The 16,627-nt window shown below is 67.5% G+C and carries 16 protein-coding genes; 15 read left to right on the forward strand and 1 reads right to left on the reverse strand.

The window, feature by feature from the left end; genetic code table 11:
• Window positions 1–6: 6 nt before the first annotated feature.
• Entirely contained in the window at window positions 7–1,545 is a 1,539-nt protein-coding gene (locus PV646_RS14750) for an AfsR/SARP family transcriptional regulator (protein ID WP_500341968.1), read from the forward strand.
• A gap of 50 nt (window positions 1,546–1,595) precedes the next feature.
• Entirely contained in the window at window positions 1,596–2,336 is a 741-nt protein-coding gene (locus tag PV646_RS14755; RefSeq protein WP_500341969.1) for an SDR family NAD(P)-dependent oxidoreductase, read from the forward strand.
• On the opposite strand, the gene PV646_RS14760 is transcribed toward PV646_RS14755, so the two are convergent.
• Complete coding sequence (locus PV646_RS14760; RefSeq protein WP_500341970.1) at window positions 2,321–3,022, reverse strand: alpha/beta fold hydrolase; 702 nt, start codon at window positions 3,020–3,022, stop codon at window positions 2,321–2,323. The genes PV646_RS14755 and PV646_RS14760 overlap by 16 nt on opposite strands.
• Before the next feature lie 15 nt (window positions 3,023–3,037).
• Here PV646_RS14760 and PV646_RS14765 point away from each other — a divergent pair, with 15 nt between their 5' ends.
• The 13 genes from PV646_RS14765 (at window position 3,038) to PV646_RS14825 (ending at window position 16,627) form a co-directional block, all read left to right on the forward strand.
• Window positions 3,038–4,273 carry a cytochrome P450 gene (locus PV646_RS14765; protein ID WP_500341971.1) on the forward strand — a complete coding sequence of 412 codons (1,236 nt, stop codon included), beginning with the start codon at window positions 3,038–3,040 and terminating at the stop codon, window positions 4,271–4,273.
• Between the two features lie 153 nt (window positions 4,274–4,426).
• A complete protein-coding gene (eno, locus tag PV646_RS14770) occupies window positions 4,427–5,713 on the forward strand; it encodes a phosphopyruvate hydratase (protein ID WP_500341972.1) in 1,287 nt (428 codons plus the stop codon).
• A gap of 13 nt (window positions 5,714–5,726) precedes the next feature.
• Window positions 5,727–6,221 (forward strand): FtsB family cell division protein, encoded by a 495-nt coding sequence (locus PV646_RS14775; protein WP_500341973.1) that lies wholly within the window; start codon window positions 5,727–5,729, stop codon window positions 6,219–6,221.
• Entirely contained in the window at window positions 6,182–6,700 is a 519-nt protein-coding gene (locus PV646_RS14780; protein ID WP_500341974.1) for a DUF501 domain-containing protein, read from the forward strand. The genes PV646_RS14775 and PV646_RS14780 overlap by 40 nt, the downstream gene beginning before the upstream one ends.
• Before the next feature lie 145 nt (window positions 6,701–6,845).
• Entirely contained in the window at window positions 6,846–8,126 is a 1,281-nt protein-coding gene (locus tag PV646_RS14785; protein ID WP_500341975.1) for a lytic transglycosylase domain-containing protein, read from the forward strand.
• A 102-nt stretch (window positions 8,127–8,228) separates the two neighbouring features.
• A complete protein-coding gene (locus PV646_RS14790; protein ID WP_500341976.1) occupies window positions 8,229–9,101 on the forward strand; it encodes a Scr1 family TA system antitoxin-like transcriptional regulator in 873 nt (290 codons plus the stop codon).
• 7 nt (window positions 9,102–9,108) lie between these two features.
• Window positions 9,109–9,228 carry a DUF397 domain-containing protein gene (locus PV646_RS14795; RefSeq protein ID WP_500341977.1) on the forward strand — a complete coding sequence of 40 codons (120 nt, stop codon included), beginning with the start codon at window positions 9,109–9,111 and terminating at the stop codon, window positions 9,226–9,228.
• Between the two features lie 310 nt (window positions 9,229–9,538).
• Window positions 9,539–11,248 (forward strand): LamG domain-containing protein, encoded by a 1,710-nt coding sequence (locus PV646_RS14800; RefSeq protein ID WP_500341978.1) that lies wholly within the window; start codon window positions 9,539–9,541, stop codon window positions 11,246–11,248.
• 43 nt (window positions 11,249–11,291) lie between these two features.
• Window positions 11,292–11,852, forward strand: a complete 561-nt coding sequence (locus PV646_RS14805) for a GNAT family N-acetyltransferase (RefSeq protein ID WP_500341979.1) — start codon at window positions 11,292–11,294, stop codon at window positions 11,850–11,852.
• Window positions 11,853–11,860: 8 nt separating this feature from the next.
• On the forward strand, window positions 11,861–12,802 hold the full coding sequence (locus PV646_RS14810; protein ID WP_500341980.1) for a Ppx/GppA phosphatase family protein: 942 nt from the start codon (window positions 11,861–11,863) through the stop codon (window positions 12,800–12,802).
• A gap of 202 nt (window positions 12,803–13,004) precedes the next feature.
• Window positions 13,005–14,609, forward strand: coding sequence for a peptide ABC transporter substrate-binding protein (locus PV646_RS14815; RefSeq protein WP_500341981.1), 1,605 nt, complete (start codon window positions 13,005–13,007; stop codon window positions 14,607–14,609).
• 121 nt (window positions 14,610–14,730) lie between these two features.
• Window positions 14,731–15,660 (forward strand): ABC transporter permease, encoded by a 930-nt coding sequence (locus tag PV646_RS14820; protein ID WP_500341982.1) that lies wholly within the window; start codon window positions 14,731–14,733, stop codon window positions 15,658–15,660.
• Window positions 15,653–16,627 carry an ABC transporter permease gene (locus tag PV646_RS14825; protein ID WP_500341983.1) on the forward strand — a complete coding sequence of 325 codons (975 nt, stop codon included), beginning with the start codon at window positions 15,653–15,655 and terminating at the stop codon, window positions 16,625–16,627. The genes PV646_RS14820 and PV646_RS14825 overlap by 8 nt, the downstream gene beginning before the upstream one ends.

Raw genomic sequence — 16,627 nt, forward strand, 5'->3', positions numbered from 1 at the left:
CGTTGCATGAGCCTGCGCTTCTCACTGATGGGTCCGGTACGAGCCTGGCGCGACGACGAGGAGATCGACCTGGGGCCGCGGCAACAGCGGGCGGTGCTGGCGGCGTTGCTGCTGAACAACGGCATCCGGCTGAGCAACGACCAGCTGATCGGCATGGTCTGGGACGACCCGACGCCGAGCGCGGTCATGGCGTTGCGGACGTACATGTACAAGATCCGCAAGGCGATCCCCGAGCTGGACCTGAAGTCCAAGGACGGCGGCTACACGCTGAGGGCCGAGCTCTTCGACGACTGCCGCGACGAACCGCTCGAAGGCCTCACCAGCACGTACTTCGAGGCCCAGCGGGTCAGGATCGGCAACGAGCGGCTCAAGTGCCGGGAGGCCCTGCTCGAACGCGAACTGGACGTCCTCGAACTGCAGAAGCACGTCGCCGCCTTCCCCCTCAGGGAACGCCCGCGCGCCCTGCTGATGCAGGCCCTGTACCGCGACGGCAGGCAGGCCGAGGCGTTGGAGCAGTTCCAACGGGTGCGCGCCCTGCTGAACGAGGAACTCGGCCTCGAACCCGGTCCGGACCTGCGCAGGATCCACGCGCAGATCCTCAGGGGAGACCTGCATCTCGCGCGCAGGCCCGAGCTGTTGCCGCCCGGCCTGCCCGACTTCACCGGCCGGGCCGCCGAGATCGCGCAGGCGTTGCGGGCCCTGCCGCAGACGGTCGGCATCACCGGCATGCACGGCAGCGGCAAGACCGCCCTGGCGATCCACGTCGCGCACCTCGCCAAGCGGGACTACCCCGACGGGCAGATCTTCGTCGGGGGCAAGGACATCGCGAACGAACTGCTGCGCGCGGTCGGCGTCGAGAACCCTCGTGGCGACAAAGCCGCGCTGTGGCGGGAGAAGGCGCGCGGCAAGCGGTTCCTGGTCGTCGTCGACGACGTGCAGGACCCCGCCCAGATCGCGGACCTGCGCACGCCCGGCAGTGCCATGGTCCTCACGAGCGTGCGCCGGTGGAACGAACTGGCCGGGGTGGTCTGGTTGAAGATCGCCGGGCTGACCGAGGCCGAGGCGAACCAGTTGTTCCGCGGGGTGCTCGACCCGGCGAGGGTCGACGCCGAGGCGGCCGTCACGGACGAGGTGCTGGCGCGCGTCTCGTACCTGCCGAACCCCATCCGCGTGCTCGGCGGCAAGCTCGCGGCCCGCCCGGACTGGACGGTCGCGATGCTGCTGGCCCAGATGGAACGGGAGACGCGGCTCGGCAGCGCCATCCCGTCCGACTGCCGGGCCGTGCTCGCTCCCCTGATGAAGGCCGAGCAGCAGCTCACCGACGCGGAACGCCACCTGCTGCAGTGCTTCGCTCGCCGCGACCGGGACGTGATCGACGTGTGCGAGGCGGCCGAGATGTCCGGGGGCGATCCGGGGGCGATCGAGTTCCTGCTGGAGTCGCTGGCCGACGTGCACCTGATCGAACCGCTGGTACTCGGGCGGTACCGGTTGCCGCACTTCGTGCGGATGTACTTCGGGTGGCGCGTACCGGCTCTGACCAGCTGATTCATCCGGAATTTATGGCCTGACGATGTGGCGGGGCCAGGTTCGGAGACATGTCGACCAAGGAATTCGCAGGCAAGAAGGCACTCGTCACCGGCGCCACCTCGGGCATCGGCCGTTCGATCGCGGTCAAGCTCGCCGAGGCCGGCGCCACCGTCTACGTCACCGGCCGCCGCGCCGAACTCGGCAAGGAAACCGTCGAGCTCATCGAGCGGGCCGGCGGCACCGGTCACTTCATCGTCTCGGACATCGGCAGCGTCGACGACGTCCGCAAGCTGGCCGAGGAGGTCGGCGAGGTCGACGTGCTCGTCAACAACGCGGGCATCTTCCCGTTCTCGCCGACCCCTGAGCAGTCCCTCGACGTCTACGAGAAGGTGTTCGACGTCAACGTCCGCGGCACCTACTTCCTCACCGCCGCGCTCGCGCCGGCCATGGTCGCCAAGGGCGGGGGCTCGATCGTCAACGTCTCGTCGATCGCGGCCGTGGTCGGCACCCCGGTCGGGTCCGTCTACAACGCCTCCAAGGCCGCGATGGACGCGCTGACCCGCTCGTGGGCCGTCGAGTTCGGTGCCGCCGGTGTCCGCGTGAACTCGGTGGCACCCGGCCCGGTCGCCACCGACAAGGCGCTGGCGGAAGCCGGTGAGGTGTTCGACGAGATCTCGAAGGCCCTCCCGCTGCAGCGCGTCGGCCAGCCGGACGAGATCGCCGAGGCCGTGCTGTTCCTGGCCTCCGAGAAGTCGAGCTTCATCACGGGCTCGGTGATCACGGCAGACGGCGGTTACGTCGCGAGCTGAGCCAGCACGGTGTGCAGGGACGAGGGCGACTCGACGTGCACGTTGTGGCCCGCGCCGGCGAACACGACCGGCTCGGGCACCAGCTCCTTCAGGTGCTCCTGAGGGCTCATCGGGTCGTTCTCGCCCGCCGCCAGCACGACGTGGGCCTGCGACGCCATGATCAGCCCGGCCATGTCCGGCGCGCCCACGCCGAAGGCCCTCATGTCCAGCGAGGGTGCCCATCCACCGTCCACTTCGGACACGCCGTGCGCCAGTCGCACACCCGCCATCTTCGACGCCCGCTCGACGGCCTCTTCCTCCGTGCCGAAGACCTTCGACGGTTTCCCCGCCAGCGCGGCCGCCTTGGCCAGTTCCTCGTCGGTCCACCGCACCTTGATCCCGACGCCGACGCACGTGGTCACCTCGACCCCGAACCACCCGCTCGCGAGCGTCAGCCCGACGACGCCACCCAGCGAGTGCCCGACGACAGTGACCGGCTCACGCGGGATCTCACCCGCCACGGCGGCCGCGAACGCCCCGAACGAGTACCGGTCCAAGCCGCTCGAACGTCCGTGACCGGGCAGATCGGGCACGAGCCACCTGCCGGGCCACTCGCCGACGACGTCCTGCCACACCTCGCCGGTAGCGCCCAGCCCGTGCAACAGCACCAGCAACGGCCCGTTTCCACCACGTTCGACATGAAGCACGTCAGAATCCGTTCTATGCCCAGGACCGATGCCGACCTCATCGTCGACCCGGACACGTATACCTCGGGAGTCCCGCACGACGCACTAACCCGGTTGCGTGAGAAGAACGTGGTGCGCATCGACGACTTCTGGGCGGTCTTCCGCCACGAGGACGTCCGCACGGTGCTCCGCGCACCCGCGATCTTCTCCTCGCACCGCGGCGCCACCCAGATCCGCGACCCGCGCCCGGACGACCTGGCCTACGTCCAGCGCATGATGCTCAACCAGGACCCGCCGTCGCACACCCGGCTGCGCCGCATGCTGACCAGAGCGTTCACCCCGCGAGCCGTGGCACTGCTGGAAGACCGCATCCGCGTCAACGCCCGCAAGATCGTCCAGGAGATGTCCGGCGACTTCGCCCACGACGTCGCCGACCTGCCGTTGCTGACCCTGGCCGACGTCTTCGGCGTCCCACGTCAGGACCGCGCGCTGCTCTACGACTGGAGCAACCGCGTGATCGGCTTCCAGGACCCCGAGTACGCCCTGTCGTCCAGCTCGACCGAGGGCATGACCGACATGGCACTGGAGGCGCTGGCGCTGCGCCCTGACGACGGCCGTGACCCGCGCGCCCGTGACGGCATGCCCGATCTCTACGCCTACGCGCACGCGTTGGGCGAGCACAAGCGCGCGCACCCGTCCGACGACGTCCTGAGCAACCTCATGCGGGAGGACATCTCGCTGGAGGAGTTCGAGAACCTCTTCTGGCTGTTCTCCGTGGCGGGCAACGAAACCCTGCGCAACGGCATCCCCGGCGGCATGATCGCGCTGCTCTCGCACCCTCGCGAGTACGAACGGCTGCGCGCCGACCGTTCACTGCTTCCCCTTGCGGTGGAGGAGATGTTGCGCTGGTGGACACCGGTGATGCACTTCCGTCGCACGTGTGTCCAGGACACTTCGTTGTCGGGGCAGGAGATCAAGGCGGGGGAGAAGGTCGTCGTCTGGTTCTCGTCGGCCAACCGGGACGAGCGCGTGTTCACGTCGCCGGAGCGGTTCGACGTGGGGCGGCGGGAAGCTGATCACCTGAGCTTCGGGCACGGTCCGCACTTCTGCCTGGGTGCGCAACTGGCGCGGACGCAGATGCGGGCGGTGTTCGAGGCGGTGCTGGATCTGCCGGGGGTGCTGGAGCTCGACGGGGAGGTCAGCCGGTTGCGGTCGAACTTCCAGAACGGCGTGAAACACCTGCCGCTCAGGCTCGCCGATCCCACGACCTGAACGCGGCCAGTAGGCAGCACGTAGAGCGTCTGGCACGATTCAGACGACAGGCCCGGGCGCTCCACTGTGATCTGACGGTGTCGAGCCCCGGCCGGTCACCTGGCCCAAGTAGGCTCGTCGCGAGACGAGACGCAGGAGAAACAGGGAGCGCAAGTGGCGGTCATCGAGCAGGTCGGAGCACGCGAGATCCTGGATTCTCGCGGCAACCCCACCGTCGAGGTCGAGGTGGCGCTGGACGACGGCACGCTGGAGCGTGCTGCTGTTCCGTCGGGTGCTTCGACCGGTGAGCACGAGGCGGTGGAGCTGCGGGACGGCGACGCCAAGCGGTACCTGGGCAAGGGCGTCGAGCGCGCGGTCACCGCGGTGCTCGACGAGATCGGGCCCGAGCTGGTCGGCATCGAGGCCGTCGAGCAGCGCATCGTCGACCAGAAGCTCGTCGACCTGGACGGGACGCCGGACAAGGGTCGTCTCGGCGCCAACGCGATCCTCGGCGTGAGCCTCGCGGTCGCCAAGGCGGCGGCGACCTCCAGCGGCCTGGAGCTGTTCCGCTACATCGGCGGACCGAACGCGCACGTGCTGCCGGTGCCGATGCTGAACATCCTCAACGGTGGCTCGCACGCGGACACCGACGTGGACATCCAGGAGTTCATGATCGCGCCGATCGGCGCGGAGACGTTCCGCGAGGGCCTGCGCTGGGGCACCGAGGTCTACCACTCGCTGAAGTCCGTGCTGAAGAGCAAGGGCCTCGCGACCGGTCTGGGTGACGAGGGCGGCTTCGCGCCGAACCTCGGCAGCAACCGCGACGCGCTCGACCTCATCCTCGAGGCCATCGAGAAGGCCGGCTACCGCGCTGGTCGCGACATCGCGCTCGCGCTCGACGTGGCCGCCACCGAGTTCTTCTCGGACGGCGCCTACTCCTTCGAGAACAACAAGCGGTCGGCCGAGCAGATGATCGGCTACTACTCCGAGCTCGTTCGCGACTACCCGATGGTCTCCATCGAGGACCCGCTGTCCGAGGACGACTGGGACGGCTGGGTCCAGATGACCGCCGAGCTGGGCGAGAAGGTCCAGATCGTCGGCGACGACCTGTTCGTCACGAACCCGGAGCGCCTGGAGGAGGGCATCTCCCGCCGCGCCGCCAACGCGCTGCTGGTGAAGGTCAACCAGATCGGCACGCTCTCCGAGACGCTCGACGCGGTCTCGCTGGCCACGTCGTACGGCTACAAGTCGATGATGTCGCACCGCTCGGGCGAGACCGAGGACACGACCATCGCCGACCTCGCCGTCGCGACCGGTGCCGGCCAGATCAAGACCGGTGCCCCGGCCCGCGGTGAGCGCACCGCGAAGTACAACCAGCTCCTGCGCATCGAGGAGAGCCTCGGCGACGCGGCGCGCTACGCGGGCGAGCTCGCGTTCCCGCGCTACACGCCGGAGAGCTGAGAGGCTGTAGGACATGGCCGAGCGCGCGCGTCGTCCCCGCCGCCCCCGCGAAGAGCGGGAGGCGCGGCCCGCACGCGCGCGGAAGCCTCCCCGCCCGAAGGCGCCGTCGCGGCGCAGTGACGGCACGGGCGGCGCGTTCGGCATGACCGGGACGCGGCGGGCCGCGATGTTCGCGATGGTGCTGTGCGCACTGGCGTTGAGCATCGCGGTCCCGTTGCGGACCTACCTCTCGCAGCGCGACGAGCTGCGGGACGTGGGCGCCGAGCAGCAGAAGCTGCGCGAGACGGTCTCCGCGCTGGAGAAGCGCAAGTCAGAGCTGCAAGACCCGGCGTACGTCGAGATCGAGGCGCGCAAGCGGTTGCACTGGGTGCGGCCCGGCGAGACGCCCTACATCGTGCAACTGCCGGGTGACGAGGGTCGCAACACGGAAACGGAGAGGCCGTCGGGCAAGCAGGCGGCACAAGGATCTTGGTACGAGGAACTTTGGGAATCGGTGACGCACAAGTAAGTGCTGCTGACCTGGAAACGGTCGCTCAGCAGCTCGGTCGCACGCCGCGTGGGACGCGGGCGATCGCCTCGCGGTGCCCCAGCGGGCACCCGAACGTCGTGCAGACGGCGCCGCGGCTGCCCGACGGGACGCCGTTCCCGACGCTGTACTACCTGACCTGCCCCAAGCTGAACTCCCTGGTCAGCACGCTCGAAGGTGGCGGGCTGATGAAGGAGCAGCAGGAGCGCCTGGCCACGGACGCGGACCTCGCGGCCGCCTACCAGCGCGCGCACGAGGCGTACCTCGCCGAGCGCGACGCCATCGAGTCGCTGGGCACCCAGGTCACCGCGGGCGGCATGCCGGTCAGAGTCAAGTGCCTTCACGTGCACGTCGCCCATGCCCTCGCGAAGGGCCCTGGGGTCAATCCCATGGGGGACGAGGCGCTGGCACTCTTGAGCGAGCAGGGGCTGTGGCCGGCGGGTGAGTGCGCCGCGAGTTAACAGTCAACGGAACCGAACACACGCTTCACTCCGTCTTGGGTACACCTAGGCTTCGTTGTGGGGCAGGGTGGAACAGGTCACGACTGGGGCATTCGCCGTAACTGCAGGACGGCGAGCCGCGATGACGCACGAGAGGTGAGTATTCGTGGCAATGGCCAAAATGCGCGGACCGTCGGCGTTGAGCCCTAGGCAAAAGGGCTTCGCCGTTGCCGCGCTGGCTGCGATGCTCGCCCCGGCGATGATCGTCGGGACCAAGCTCGTCGACTGGGTCAACCTCTCCAAGCACGATGACATCGCTGTCTCGTTAGGACGCGCCGACGTCTACGGCGCCCTGCACCGCGACCCGTCCGAACTCGGCGCGTCCGGCCGCCTGCCGCTGTCCGAGGAACTGAGCGCCGCGCTGCTCGCCGACCTCGAGGACGGCGATCTCGACGGCGACTACGACGACGACCTGCTCGGTGACGACGGCGTCGACCCCGAGGGCGTGCACGACATCCCGGGCGTGATGGTCGACGCCTACCTCCGCGCCGCCGACAAGATGGGCGAACTCGTCCCCGGCTGCAACCTCGAATGGTCGCTGCTCGCGGGCATCGGCAAGATCGAGTCGAACCACGCCAACAGCGGCCGCGTGAACGCCAACGGCGACGCCACCCCCAAGATCCTCGGCCCGGTCCTCAGCGGAGGACCCGGCATCGAACCGATCCGCGACACCGACCGCGGCAGCCTCGACGGCGACGCGACCTGGGACCGCGCGGTCGGCCCGATGCAGTTCATCCCCTCGACGTGGGCGAGCTTCCGCGGCGACCTGAACGACGACGGCGACTTCAACCCGCAGAACATCTACGACGCCGCGCTCGGCGCCGGCCGCTACCTGTGCTCGGGCGGTGGCGACCTGACCAAGCCCTCGGACCGCGCCGCCGCGATCTTCAGGTACAACCGGTCGAACGCCTACGTCGCGAAGGTCCTGGAGTGGGCCAAGCTCTACAGCGAGAACGTCGACACCCTGCCGCTGCTGCCGGACGACGGCAACAACCAGCAGAACCCGGCGCCGGGCAACCCCAACCCGGGCAACCCCGGTACCCAGCCGGGCAACGGCAACACCGGCGACCCGACGACCACGACCACCACGACGACGACCACGACGACGACGCCGCCGAACTGCCCGACCACGACGACGGGCACCACGTCTTCCACGACGTCGACGACAACGCCGCCGCCATCGACGTGCACGACGACGACCACCACCACCACGTCGTCGACCACCACGACTACGACCACGACGACCACCACCACGGCGACGACGACCACGACGACGCCGCAGCAGCAGTCGTCCACGGGTACTCCGCAGTCGTCGACGAACAACAGCGGCAACAGCTCGGTGGCCTCCTCGACCCCGCAGAGCCTGCTGACGAGCACGCCCAGCTAGCGCGGCGTGTCGGGTTGGAACGATTCCAACCCGTACTTCGTTCGGTGCGATTCGGGCAGAAACGTTGGAGCGAAGGGGAGTCCGTCTCCTAGCTTCTTCTGCATGCCGAAGCGCAACTCGAGCGTGGTGGGCCGGGAGTTCGGAAGTGGCGTCCGCGACGCCATCGAGCAGAGCGGCATGACCCAGCGCGGAATCGCCGAACTGCTGGACTGGCAGGAGGCCAAGGTCTCCGACGCGGTCAACGGGAAGGGCGGCGTCAGCGAGCTCGACCTCGTCCGCCTGCTCTCGTACTGCCGCGTTCCGCACCAGGAAGTCGAGCGCATGGTCGCGCTCTACCGCGAGTCACGGGAACGAGGCTGGCTTCAGTTCGTCGATGACGGCAGCCATGTTCCCCTGCGGTCGCTCATAGATCAGGAACGTCTCGCCAACAAGATCACGACGTGGTCGCCGATCTACGTGCCAGGGCTCTTCCAGATCGCCGCCTACATCCGTGCGCTGCTGGAGAGTTCAGCGGTCATCAAGCCGCCGGCCTTCGACGATCTGATCCAGGTGAAGACTGGCCGGCAGGTGATCTTCAACAACAGCCGGGAGTTCCTCTTCTACGTCCACGAGAACGCACTCCGATTGCAGGTCGGCGGCCCGGACGTGATGCAGGCCCAGCTCCTCCACCTGCTGACGATGATGGTGCGCCCGTACATCACTGTCCGAGTCGTGCCGACAGCGATCGGAGCTCACGCCGGAGCGTCTGGTCCGTTCATCAAGCTGGAATACGCCAAGCACGAGCCGGCCGTCTGGATCGAGGCTCTGCGGACCGGCTTGTTCCTCGACGACAAGAAGAGCGTGGACGACTACGACAACGTGCTGAAGTGGCTCGACACGCACGCCTTGGATGCTGAAGAGTCGAGGAGACTGATCAGCGGCCTCGAAGCCCAAGGAGGCGTTCCCCTTGTCGATCTGGCGCAAGAGCAGCTATAGCAACGACGTGAGCGAGTGCGTCGAGGTCGGACGCGGCGTCGGCATCCGCGACAGCAAGGCCCCCGCCACCCACCTCCCCGTGTCCGGCGAGGCCTGGTCGGCGTTCCTCCACCTCGTGAAAGAGTGAACGTCAACTTCGCCAGCAGGCAAAGTTGATCTTGTCCCCGGCGTTCCCTTCCAGCATGGACTCGTCCATGCTGCTTCAGCACAGGTCGGGGGACCGTACGTGACTGGCTGCCGGGAGTCCCGGTAGTGGGGGATGGATGAAAATCGCCAGAGGGCGGGGCTTTGCCCTGTCCGCGTTGACTGCCGCACTCGTTCTGACCGCGACCGCGACCGCGACTGCGGGGACGCGCCTGAGCCCGCCGACTGAGATGAGCACGGAGTCCTCGCCCTGCCGTGCCGATGACGTTTCCGTCGTGCACACACCCACGCCGATGCTTCGCGCGAAACTGTCCGGCAGCGGGCACCTGAACGCCGACTTCATCGTTCGTCAGGGCCGGGATCGCGTCGTGGAGTTGACGGCGACGAACGTGCCCTCCGGCTCGTTCGCAGAGGTGACGGTCCCGCAGGGAGTTCTCGCCGAGAACGGTTCCTACCGCTGGTCTGTCCGCGCGAGCGACGGCAGGCACACCTCGAAGTGGGTCGGCGACTGCGGGGTCGGGGTGGACTCCGTCGCGCCGGAGCAGCCAGTCGTGTCGTCGCTGGACTACCCGACGAGCGGGTTCAGCGGCAGTCCCGGTCGCACAGGCGTCTTCACGTTCTCGCCCGGAGGCTCGACGGACGTCGTCCGCTACGGCTGGTCGCTGAACACCGACACCACCGGCAACCAGGTCGACGCGAACGGTTCGGTGGACGTGCCGATCACACCGTCACGGAGCGGTCCGAACTCGCTCTACGTGCGCGCGTACGACAGGGCCGGAAACCCTTCGGCCGTGAAGATCTACATCTTCATGGTCGCCGACGCACCCAGGCCGTCCACCCCGGTGGCGGTGTGGAAATTCGACGAGACCGACGGTACGAGCGCGGCCGACAGCACCGGGCACGGCAACGCGCTGACGCTGAACGGCGCGACCTTCGGTCCCGGCTACTCGAACAACGGCCAGGTCAACACCGCGGGCTCGTTCTCGTCGACCTCGTCCGCGATCGTCGACACCTCGCGAGCCTTCTCCGTGTCGGCCTGGGTGCGGCTCGACGACACGACCGCCGCCCACACCGTGGCGAGCCAGGGCAACGGTTTCTCCCTCAGGTACGCCGATGCCCGCTGGTCGTTCGGCGGGGCATCCTCCGTCACGTCACCGCGAGCCGGCGAGTGGACGCACCTGGCCGGCAGCTACGAGCCGGGCAAGGTTTCCTTGTACGTCAACGGAAAGCTCGAAGGAACAGCGACCGAGACGTTCGCGGGCGCGACCGGTCCGTTCGTCCTGGGCTCCGGCCAGGCGCCGTCCGCGATCGACCACGTCCAGGTGTGGAGCCGCGCGCTGACCGCGGCCGAGGCGGCCACGCACAACAACCTCGTGGTGCTGCGCGCCCGCTACAGCATGGACGAGCTCGCCGGCACCACGACCAGCGACGAGGTGAGCGGGCAGAGCGGCACGCTTTCCGGCGGCGTCGGCTGGGCGAGCACACCGGCCGACCCCGACGATCCGAACCAGATCTGGACCAGTGCGGACAAGTGGTTGCGCTTCGACGGGTCCGGCACCGGCGAGATGACGGGACCGCGTCCGGCGGATCTGCGCACCGATCGGTCGTACAGCGTGTCCGCCTGGGTGAGGGTCCTGGACGACGGCGTGACCGCGGGGACCGTCGTCGGCATGGGCGACTCGTTCGCGCTGAGCCGCGAGGCGGACACCAGTCGATGGAGTTTCCGGCTCGCCGACGGAACAGTCATCTTCTCCTTCTTCCCTCCGATGAGGGGTTCCTGGGTACACCTCGTGGCGACGTACGACGCGACCACCGGCGCGACCAAGCTGTACGTCGACCGAGACGAGCAGCCCCCTGCGCAGCCCGGTCCTCAGCTGGCCGGCGCTGGAGACCTCCAGATCGGACGCGGCATCGTGGGTGACATCGACGACGTTCGCTTTCACCGCGGTGTGATGACCGAGGACGACGTCTTCGCTTTGTTCTCGGCGTCCAACCACCGCTGAAAACCGCGAGGCATGAGGCGGTGGTCCTTGGCATGGTGCAGGTGTGCTCAAGCCTGACTACCCGCTGAAGACCGTCCGCCTCCTCCTCCGCCCCTTCGAGCCGGCCGACCTCGACGACTACCTCGCCTACCGCTCCCGCTCGGACGTCTACCGCTACCTCTACGGCGAGGCGCTGGACCGGCGGCAGGCCGAGGAGCTGATCACCAGGAGAATGGCCGAGAGCGAGCTGACCAAAGCGGGGCAGGGCCTGGCGCTGGCGGTCTGCTGGCCCGAGGTGGGCCGGGTGGTCGGCGACGTCGTCCTGAAATGGCTCGACGAGGACAACCGCCAGGGCGAGATCGGCTACAGCTTCAACCCCGAGTTCGCGGGCAACGGCCTCGCCACCGAGGCCGCCGCGGAGCTGCTCCGTCTCGGCTTCGAGGAGCTCGGCCTGCACCGGATCGTCGCCGAGTGCGACCCGCGCAACGAGCCGTCGTGGCGGCTGATGGAACGCCTCGGCATGCGCCGGGAGGCCCACTTCCGCGAGCTGGAGATCTTCAAGGGCGAGTGGGGCGACCTCTTCGTGTACGCCATGCTTGCCGAGGAGTATCGGGCCATCAGGTAGGAGTGCACATGTCGCGGGTAGCGGCCATCGACTGCGGGACCAACTCGATCCGGCTGCTCATCGCGGACGTGACCAAGCGCGAGGACGGCACCGCGTGGCTGCGCGACGTCCACCGGGAGATGAAGATCGTCCGGCTCGGGCAGGGCGTGGACGCGACCGGGCGGTTGCACCCCGACGCGATCCAGCGGACCAAAGAAGCTCTCCTCGACTACGCGCGCACGATGCAGCGCAAGGGCGTCGAGACGGCCCGCATGGTCGCCACGAGTGCCACGCGGGACGCGAGCAACCGCGACGAGTTCTTCGGGATGACCGAGGCGATCCTCGGCGCGCCCGCGGAGGTGATCACCGGGGACGAGGAGGCGAGGCTCTCCTACCTCGGTGCGGTGGCCGACCTGGACCCGGACGAGGGACCCTTCCTCGTCACCGATCTGGGTGGTGGCAGCACCGAGTTCGTCCTCGGCACGGGCTCCGAGGTGGAGGCCGCGAGGTCGATGGACATCGGCTGCGTGCGGCTGACGGAGCGGTTCATCGCGTCCGATCCGCCCACGAAGGACGAAATCGCGCAGGCGGAAGCGTTTGCGCGTGCCGCAATCAAAGAGGCTTTCGAAGTCGTCCCGGTCGAGAAGGCGAAGACGTGGATCGGGGTCGCCGGGACGGTGACGACATTGTCAGCCCTGGTCCAGGGGCTGGAGGTGTACAACAGCGACGATATTCACCTCAGCCGCATCACACTTGACAATGTTCGAGAAATCACCGACCGTATCCTCTCCATGACGCATGATGAGCGTGCCTCGCTGGGGCCCATGCACCCCGGTCGAGTGGACGTGATCTGCGGTGGAGCGGTGGTACTGCGTGCGATTGCCGATGAGCTGGAGAATCGCGCGGGAATTCGCACGCTCGTGTGCAGCGAGCACGACATCCTCGACGGCATCGCGTTTTCGCTGGTCTAGCGCCGAATTAAGGTCGCCTTGAGGTGATCGTGACAATTTTGTGACCGATTTCGATGCGCGTACTACTCACCGCCCCGGTTAACGTCCTCTCACGTTTTGGGAGGTGGACGAGACCTCCCGGGGAGGCGCGCGCACGCAATATCTGCGGAGCGGCGCCGGGGAAAGGCGGGAGAGACTGATGTCGCGATCACGGGTTGCGTGGGTGGCTTTGCCAGCCGCGCTCGCCATGACGCTCAGCGCATGCAGCGGCGGCGGTGGTAGCAGCAACAACGCCGCCGATGGCAAGGACAACCCGGACGGCACGGTGTCCATCTACGGCACCGAGCCCAAGAGCACCTTGTTCCCGGCCAACACGACCGAGGCCGGCGGTGGCAAGGTCACCGACTCGCTGTTCTCGCGGCTGGTCGGATACAAGGCCGAAGACGGCGCGCCCTACAACTTGATGGCCGACTCGATCACCTCGAGTGACGCCAAGGTCTACACGATCAAGATCAAGCAGGGCTGGAAGTTCCACGACGGCACCGAGGTCAAGGCGAAGAACTTCGTCGACGCCTGGAACTACGCCGCGTACGCGCCGAACGCACAGCAGGCGGCATCGTTCTTCTCCCCGATCGCGGGCTTCGAGGACGTCCACCCGGCCGACGAGAACGCCAAGCCGGCCAAGGACAAGATGTCCGGTCTCGAGCTCGTGGGCGACTACGAGTTCAAGGTCACCCTCAACGGTCCGACCTCGGTCTTCACCACGATGATCGGCTACACGCCGTTCTCGCCGATGGCCGACTCGTTCTTCGCGGACCCGAAGGCCGCCGAGGCCAAGCCCATCGGCAACGGCCCGGTCAAGTTCGTCTCCCGCACGCCGAACGCGCTGATCAAGATGGAGCGCTTCGACGACTACAAGGGCGAGGACAAGGTCCACTTCAAGACCCTTGACTACAAGATCTACTCCTCCCAGGAGACCGCGTACCAGGACCTGATCGCGGGCAAGCTGGACTTCATGGAGGCCCTGCCCCCGTCGGCCAAGGTCGGCGAGAAGTACAAGGCCGACCTCGGTGACGCGGTCGTGAACGCGAACCTGCTCGGCCAGAGCGCCATCGCGTTCCCGCAGTACCTCCCCGAGTTCAAGAACGTGAAGCTGCGCCAGGCCGTCTCGATGGCCATCAACCGGGAGCAGATCACGAAGACCGTGCTCGCCGGCTCGTACGTGCCGTCGACCAGCTACGTCTCGCCCGGCATCAAGGGCTACCGCCCCGACACCTGTGGTGAGTTCTGCAAGTACGACCCGGCCAAGGCCAAGCAGCTGTTCCAGGAGTCGGGCTTCACCGGCAAGAAGTTGACCATCCAGTCCAACCAGGACGGTGGCCGCAAGGAGCCTCTCGAGGCGGCGTGCAACAGCATCAAGCAGGCGCTCGGTGTTGACTGCGAGTTCGTCGGTGCCACCAACTTCGGTGCGTTCCGCCAGATCGTCGACGGCAAGCAGCTGACCGGCATGAGCCGTTCGGACTGGTCGGCCGACTACCCGTCGATCGAGAACTTCCTGAACCCGCTGTACCGCACCGGTGGTTCCTCGAACGACTCGAACTACTCGAACCCGGCGGTCGACGCCCTTCTGAAGAAGGCCGACGAGACGGCGAACGAGGACGAGGCGATCAAGATCTACCAGCAGGCTGAGGACCTGATCGCGAAGGACCTGCCCTCCATGCCGACCTGGAACGAGAAGGGCATCGGCGGTCGTTCGAAGAACCTCCTCGAGGCCAAGATGTCGTTCAAGCGTCAGGGCGTTCTGGAGTCCTTCCGCGTCAAGGCCTGATTGCCGAACACCTGAGTTCTGAGCAAGCCGTCCGGCCCCGCGTCCACCAAGCGTTACGGGCGCGGGGCCGGAGCGGTGTTCAGGACCTTGGGCGCCCCCCACCACGCAAGGAGCCGACCTCATGGGTCGCTATGTGCTGCGCCGTCTGCTGCAGCTGATACCGGTCTTCCTGGGGACCACTTTTCTGATCTACGCCCTGGTCTGGGCGATTCCGCAGGACCCCTTCGCGGGCAAGTGCGGCCAGCGGCCGTGTGATCCGGCCTACATCGCCGAGATGAGCCAAAAGCTCAACCTCAACGACCCGTTGGTCATCCAGTACTTCAAGTACCTGGGCAACCTGCTCGTCGGTGACTTCGGCACCACCTTCAACGGCGTGTCCGTCGGTGAGCAGATCGCCACCTCGTGGCCGATCACGCTCAAGATGGGCATCATCGCGCTGATCATCGAGGCTGTCATCGGCATCATCGCCGGTGTCCTCACCGGTCTGCGCAAGCAGGGCTTCCTGGACAACCTCGTCCTGGTCTCGACCCTGTTCCTCATCTCGCTCCCGGTCTTCGTCACCGGTTTCGTGCTGCGGCTCTACCTCGGCCCGCAGGGCTTCGACTTCATGGACACCTCGGTCAGTTCGGATCCGACCTTCGGTGAGCTGATCCTGCCCGGCTTCGTGCTCGGCAGTCTCTCGATGGCCTACGTGGCCAGGCTGACCCGCACGAGCATCGTCGAGAACCGTCGCGCCGACTACGTGCGCACGGCCATCGCGAAGGGCCAGCCGCAGTCCCGCGTCGTCGGCATCCACCTGCTGCGCAACTCGCTGATCCCGGTGATCACGTTCCTCGGCACCGACCTCGGCAGCCTCATGGGTGGCGCGATCGTCACCGAGGGCGTCTTCAACATCAACGGCATCGGCGGCCTGATCTTCCGCGGCATCCAGGAGAAGGAAGGCATCATGGTCACGGGCATCGTGACCTTGCTGGTCCTCGTGTACCTGCTGATGAGCCTGATCGTCGACCTCCTGTACGCCGTTCTCGACCCGAGGATTCGCTATGAGTGACCCAGGATCCGTGTCCGGCGGAACCGGACTCGAGGCCTCCGCGGCGGCCGGTGTCGACCAGCTCAGCCACGTCGACGACTCGTCGCAGAAGCAGCGCAAGCCCCGCTCGCTCTGGAGCGACGCGTGGGGCGAGCTCCGCACGAAGCCCACGTTCATCATCTCGCTGGTGATCATCGCGATCATCGTGCTGATGGCGATCTGGCCGACGCTGTTCACGTCGGTCGACCCGCGCGCGGCCGACCTCGACAAGTCGCTGCAGGCGCCTTCGGGTGCCGCGTGGTTCGGCTACGACCTGCAGGGTTACGACGTCTACGCCCGTGCGATGCACGGCGCCCGCGCGTCGCTGCTCGTCGGCATCTTCGCGACGCTGCTGACCGTGCTGATCGGCTCGACCGTCGGCATCATCGCGGGCTACGCGAAGACGTGGATCGACAGCGTGCTGTCCCGGTTCAGCGACATCTTCGCCGGCATCCCGTTCGTGCTCGGTGCGATCGTCATCCTGACGACGCTCAACGCGCCGACCGAGAACCCCGGCGTGACCCGGATCATCACCCAGGTGGTGCTCTCGATCGCGGTGCTGTCGTGGCCGGTGGCCATGCGCATCATGCGGTCCGCGACGCTCGTCGCGAAGCAGCAGGACTACGTCAAGGCCGCCCGCGGTCTCGGCGCGTCCCCGCTGCGGATCGTGTTCCGGCACCTGCTGCCGAACACCGTGGCGCCCGTGCTGGTGTACGCGACGATCGCCCTGGGTGCCTTCATCGGCGCCGAGGCGACCCTGGCGTTCCTCGGCATCGGCCTGCGTCCGCCGGTCGTGTCGTGGGGCGTGATGATCTCCGAGTCGCGCGACTACTTCCAGTCGGCTCCGCACATGCTGCTGTTCCCCGCGGCCTTCGTCACGATCACCGTGCTGGCCTTCGTCATGCTCGGTGACGCCGTGCGCGACGCCCTCGACCCCAAGTCCCGTTAG

The organism is Streptomyces sp. ID05-26A (assembly GCF_033794685.1).
Lineage (GTDB): Bacteria > Actinomycetota > Actinomycetes > Mycobacteriales > Pseudonocardiaceae > Lentzea.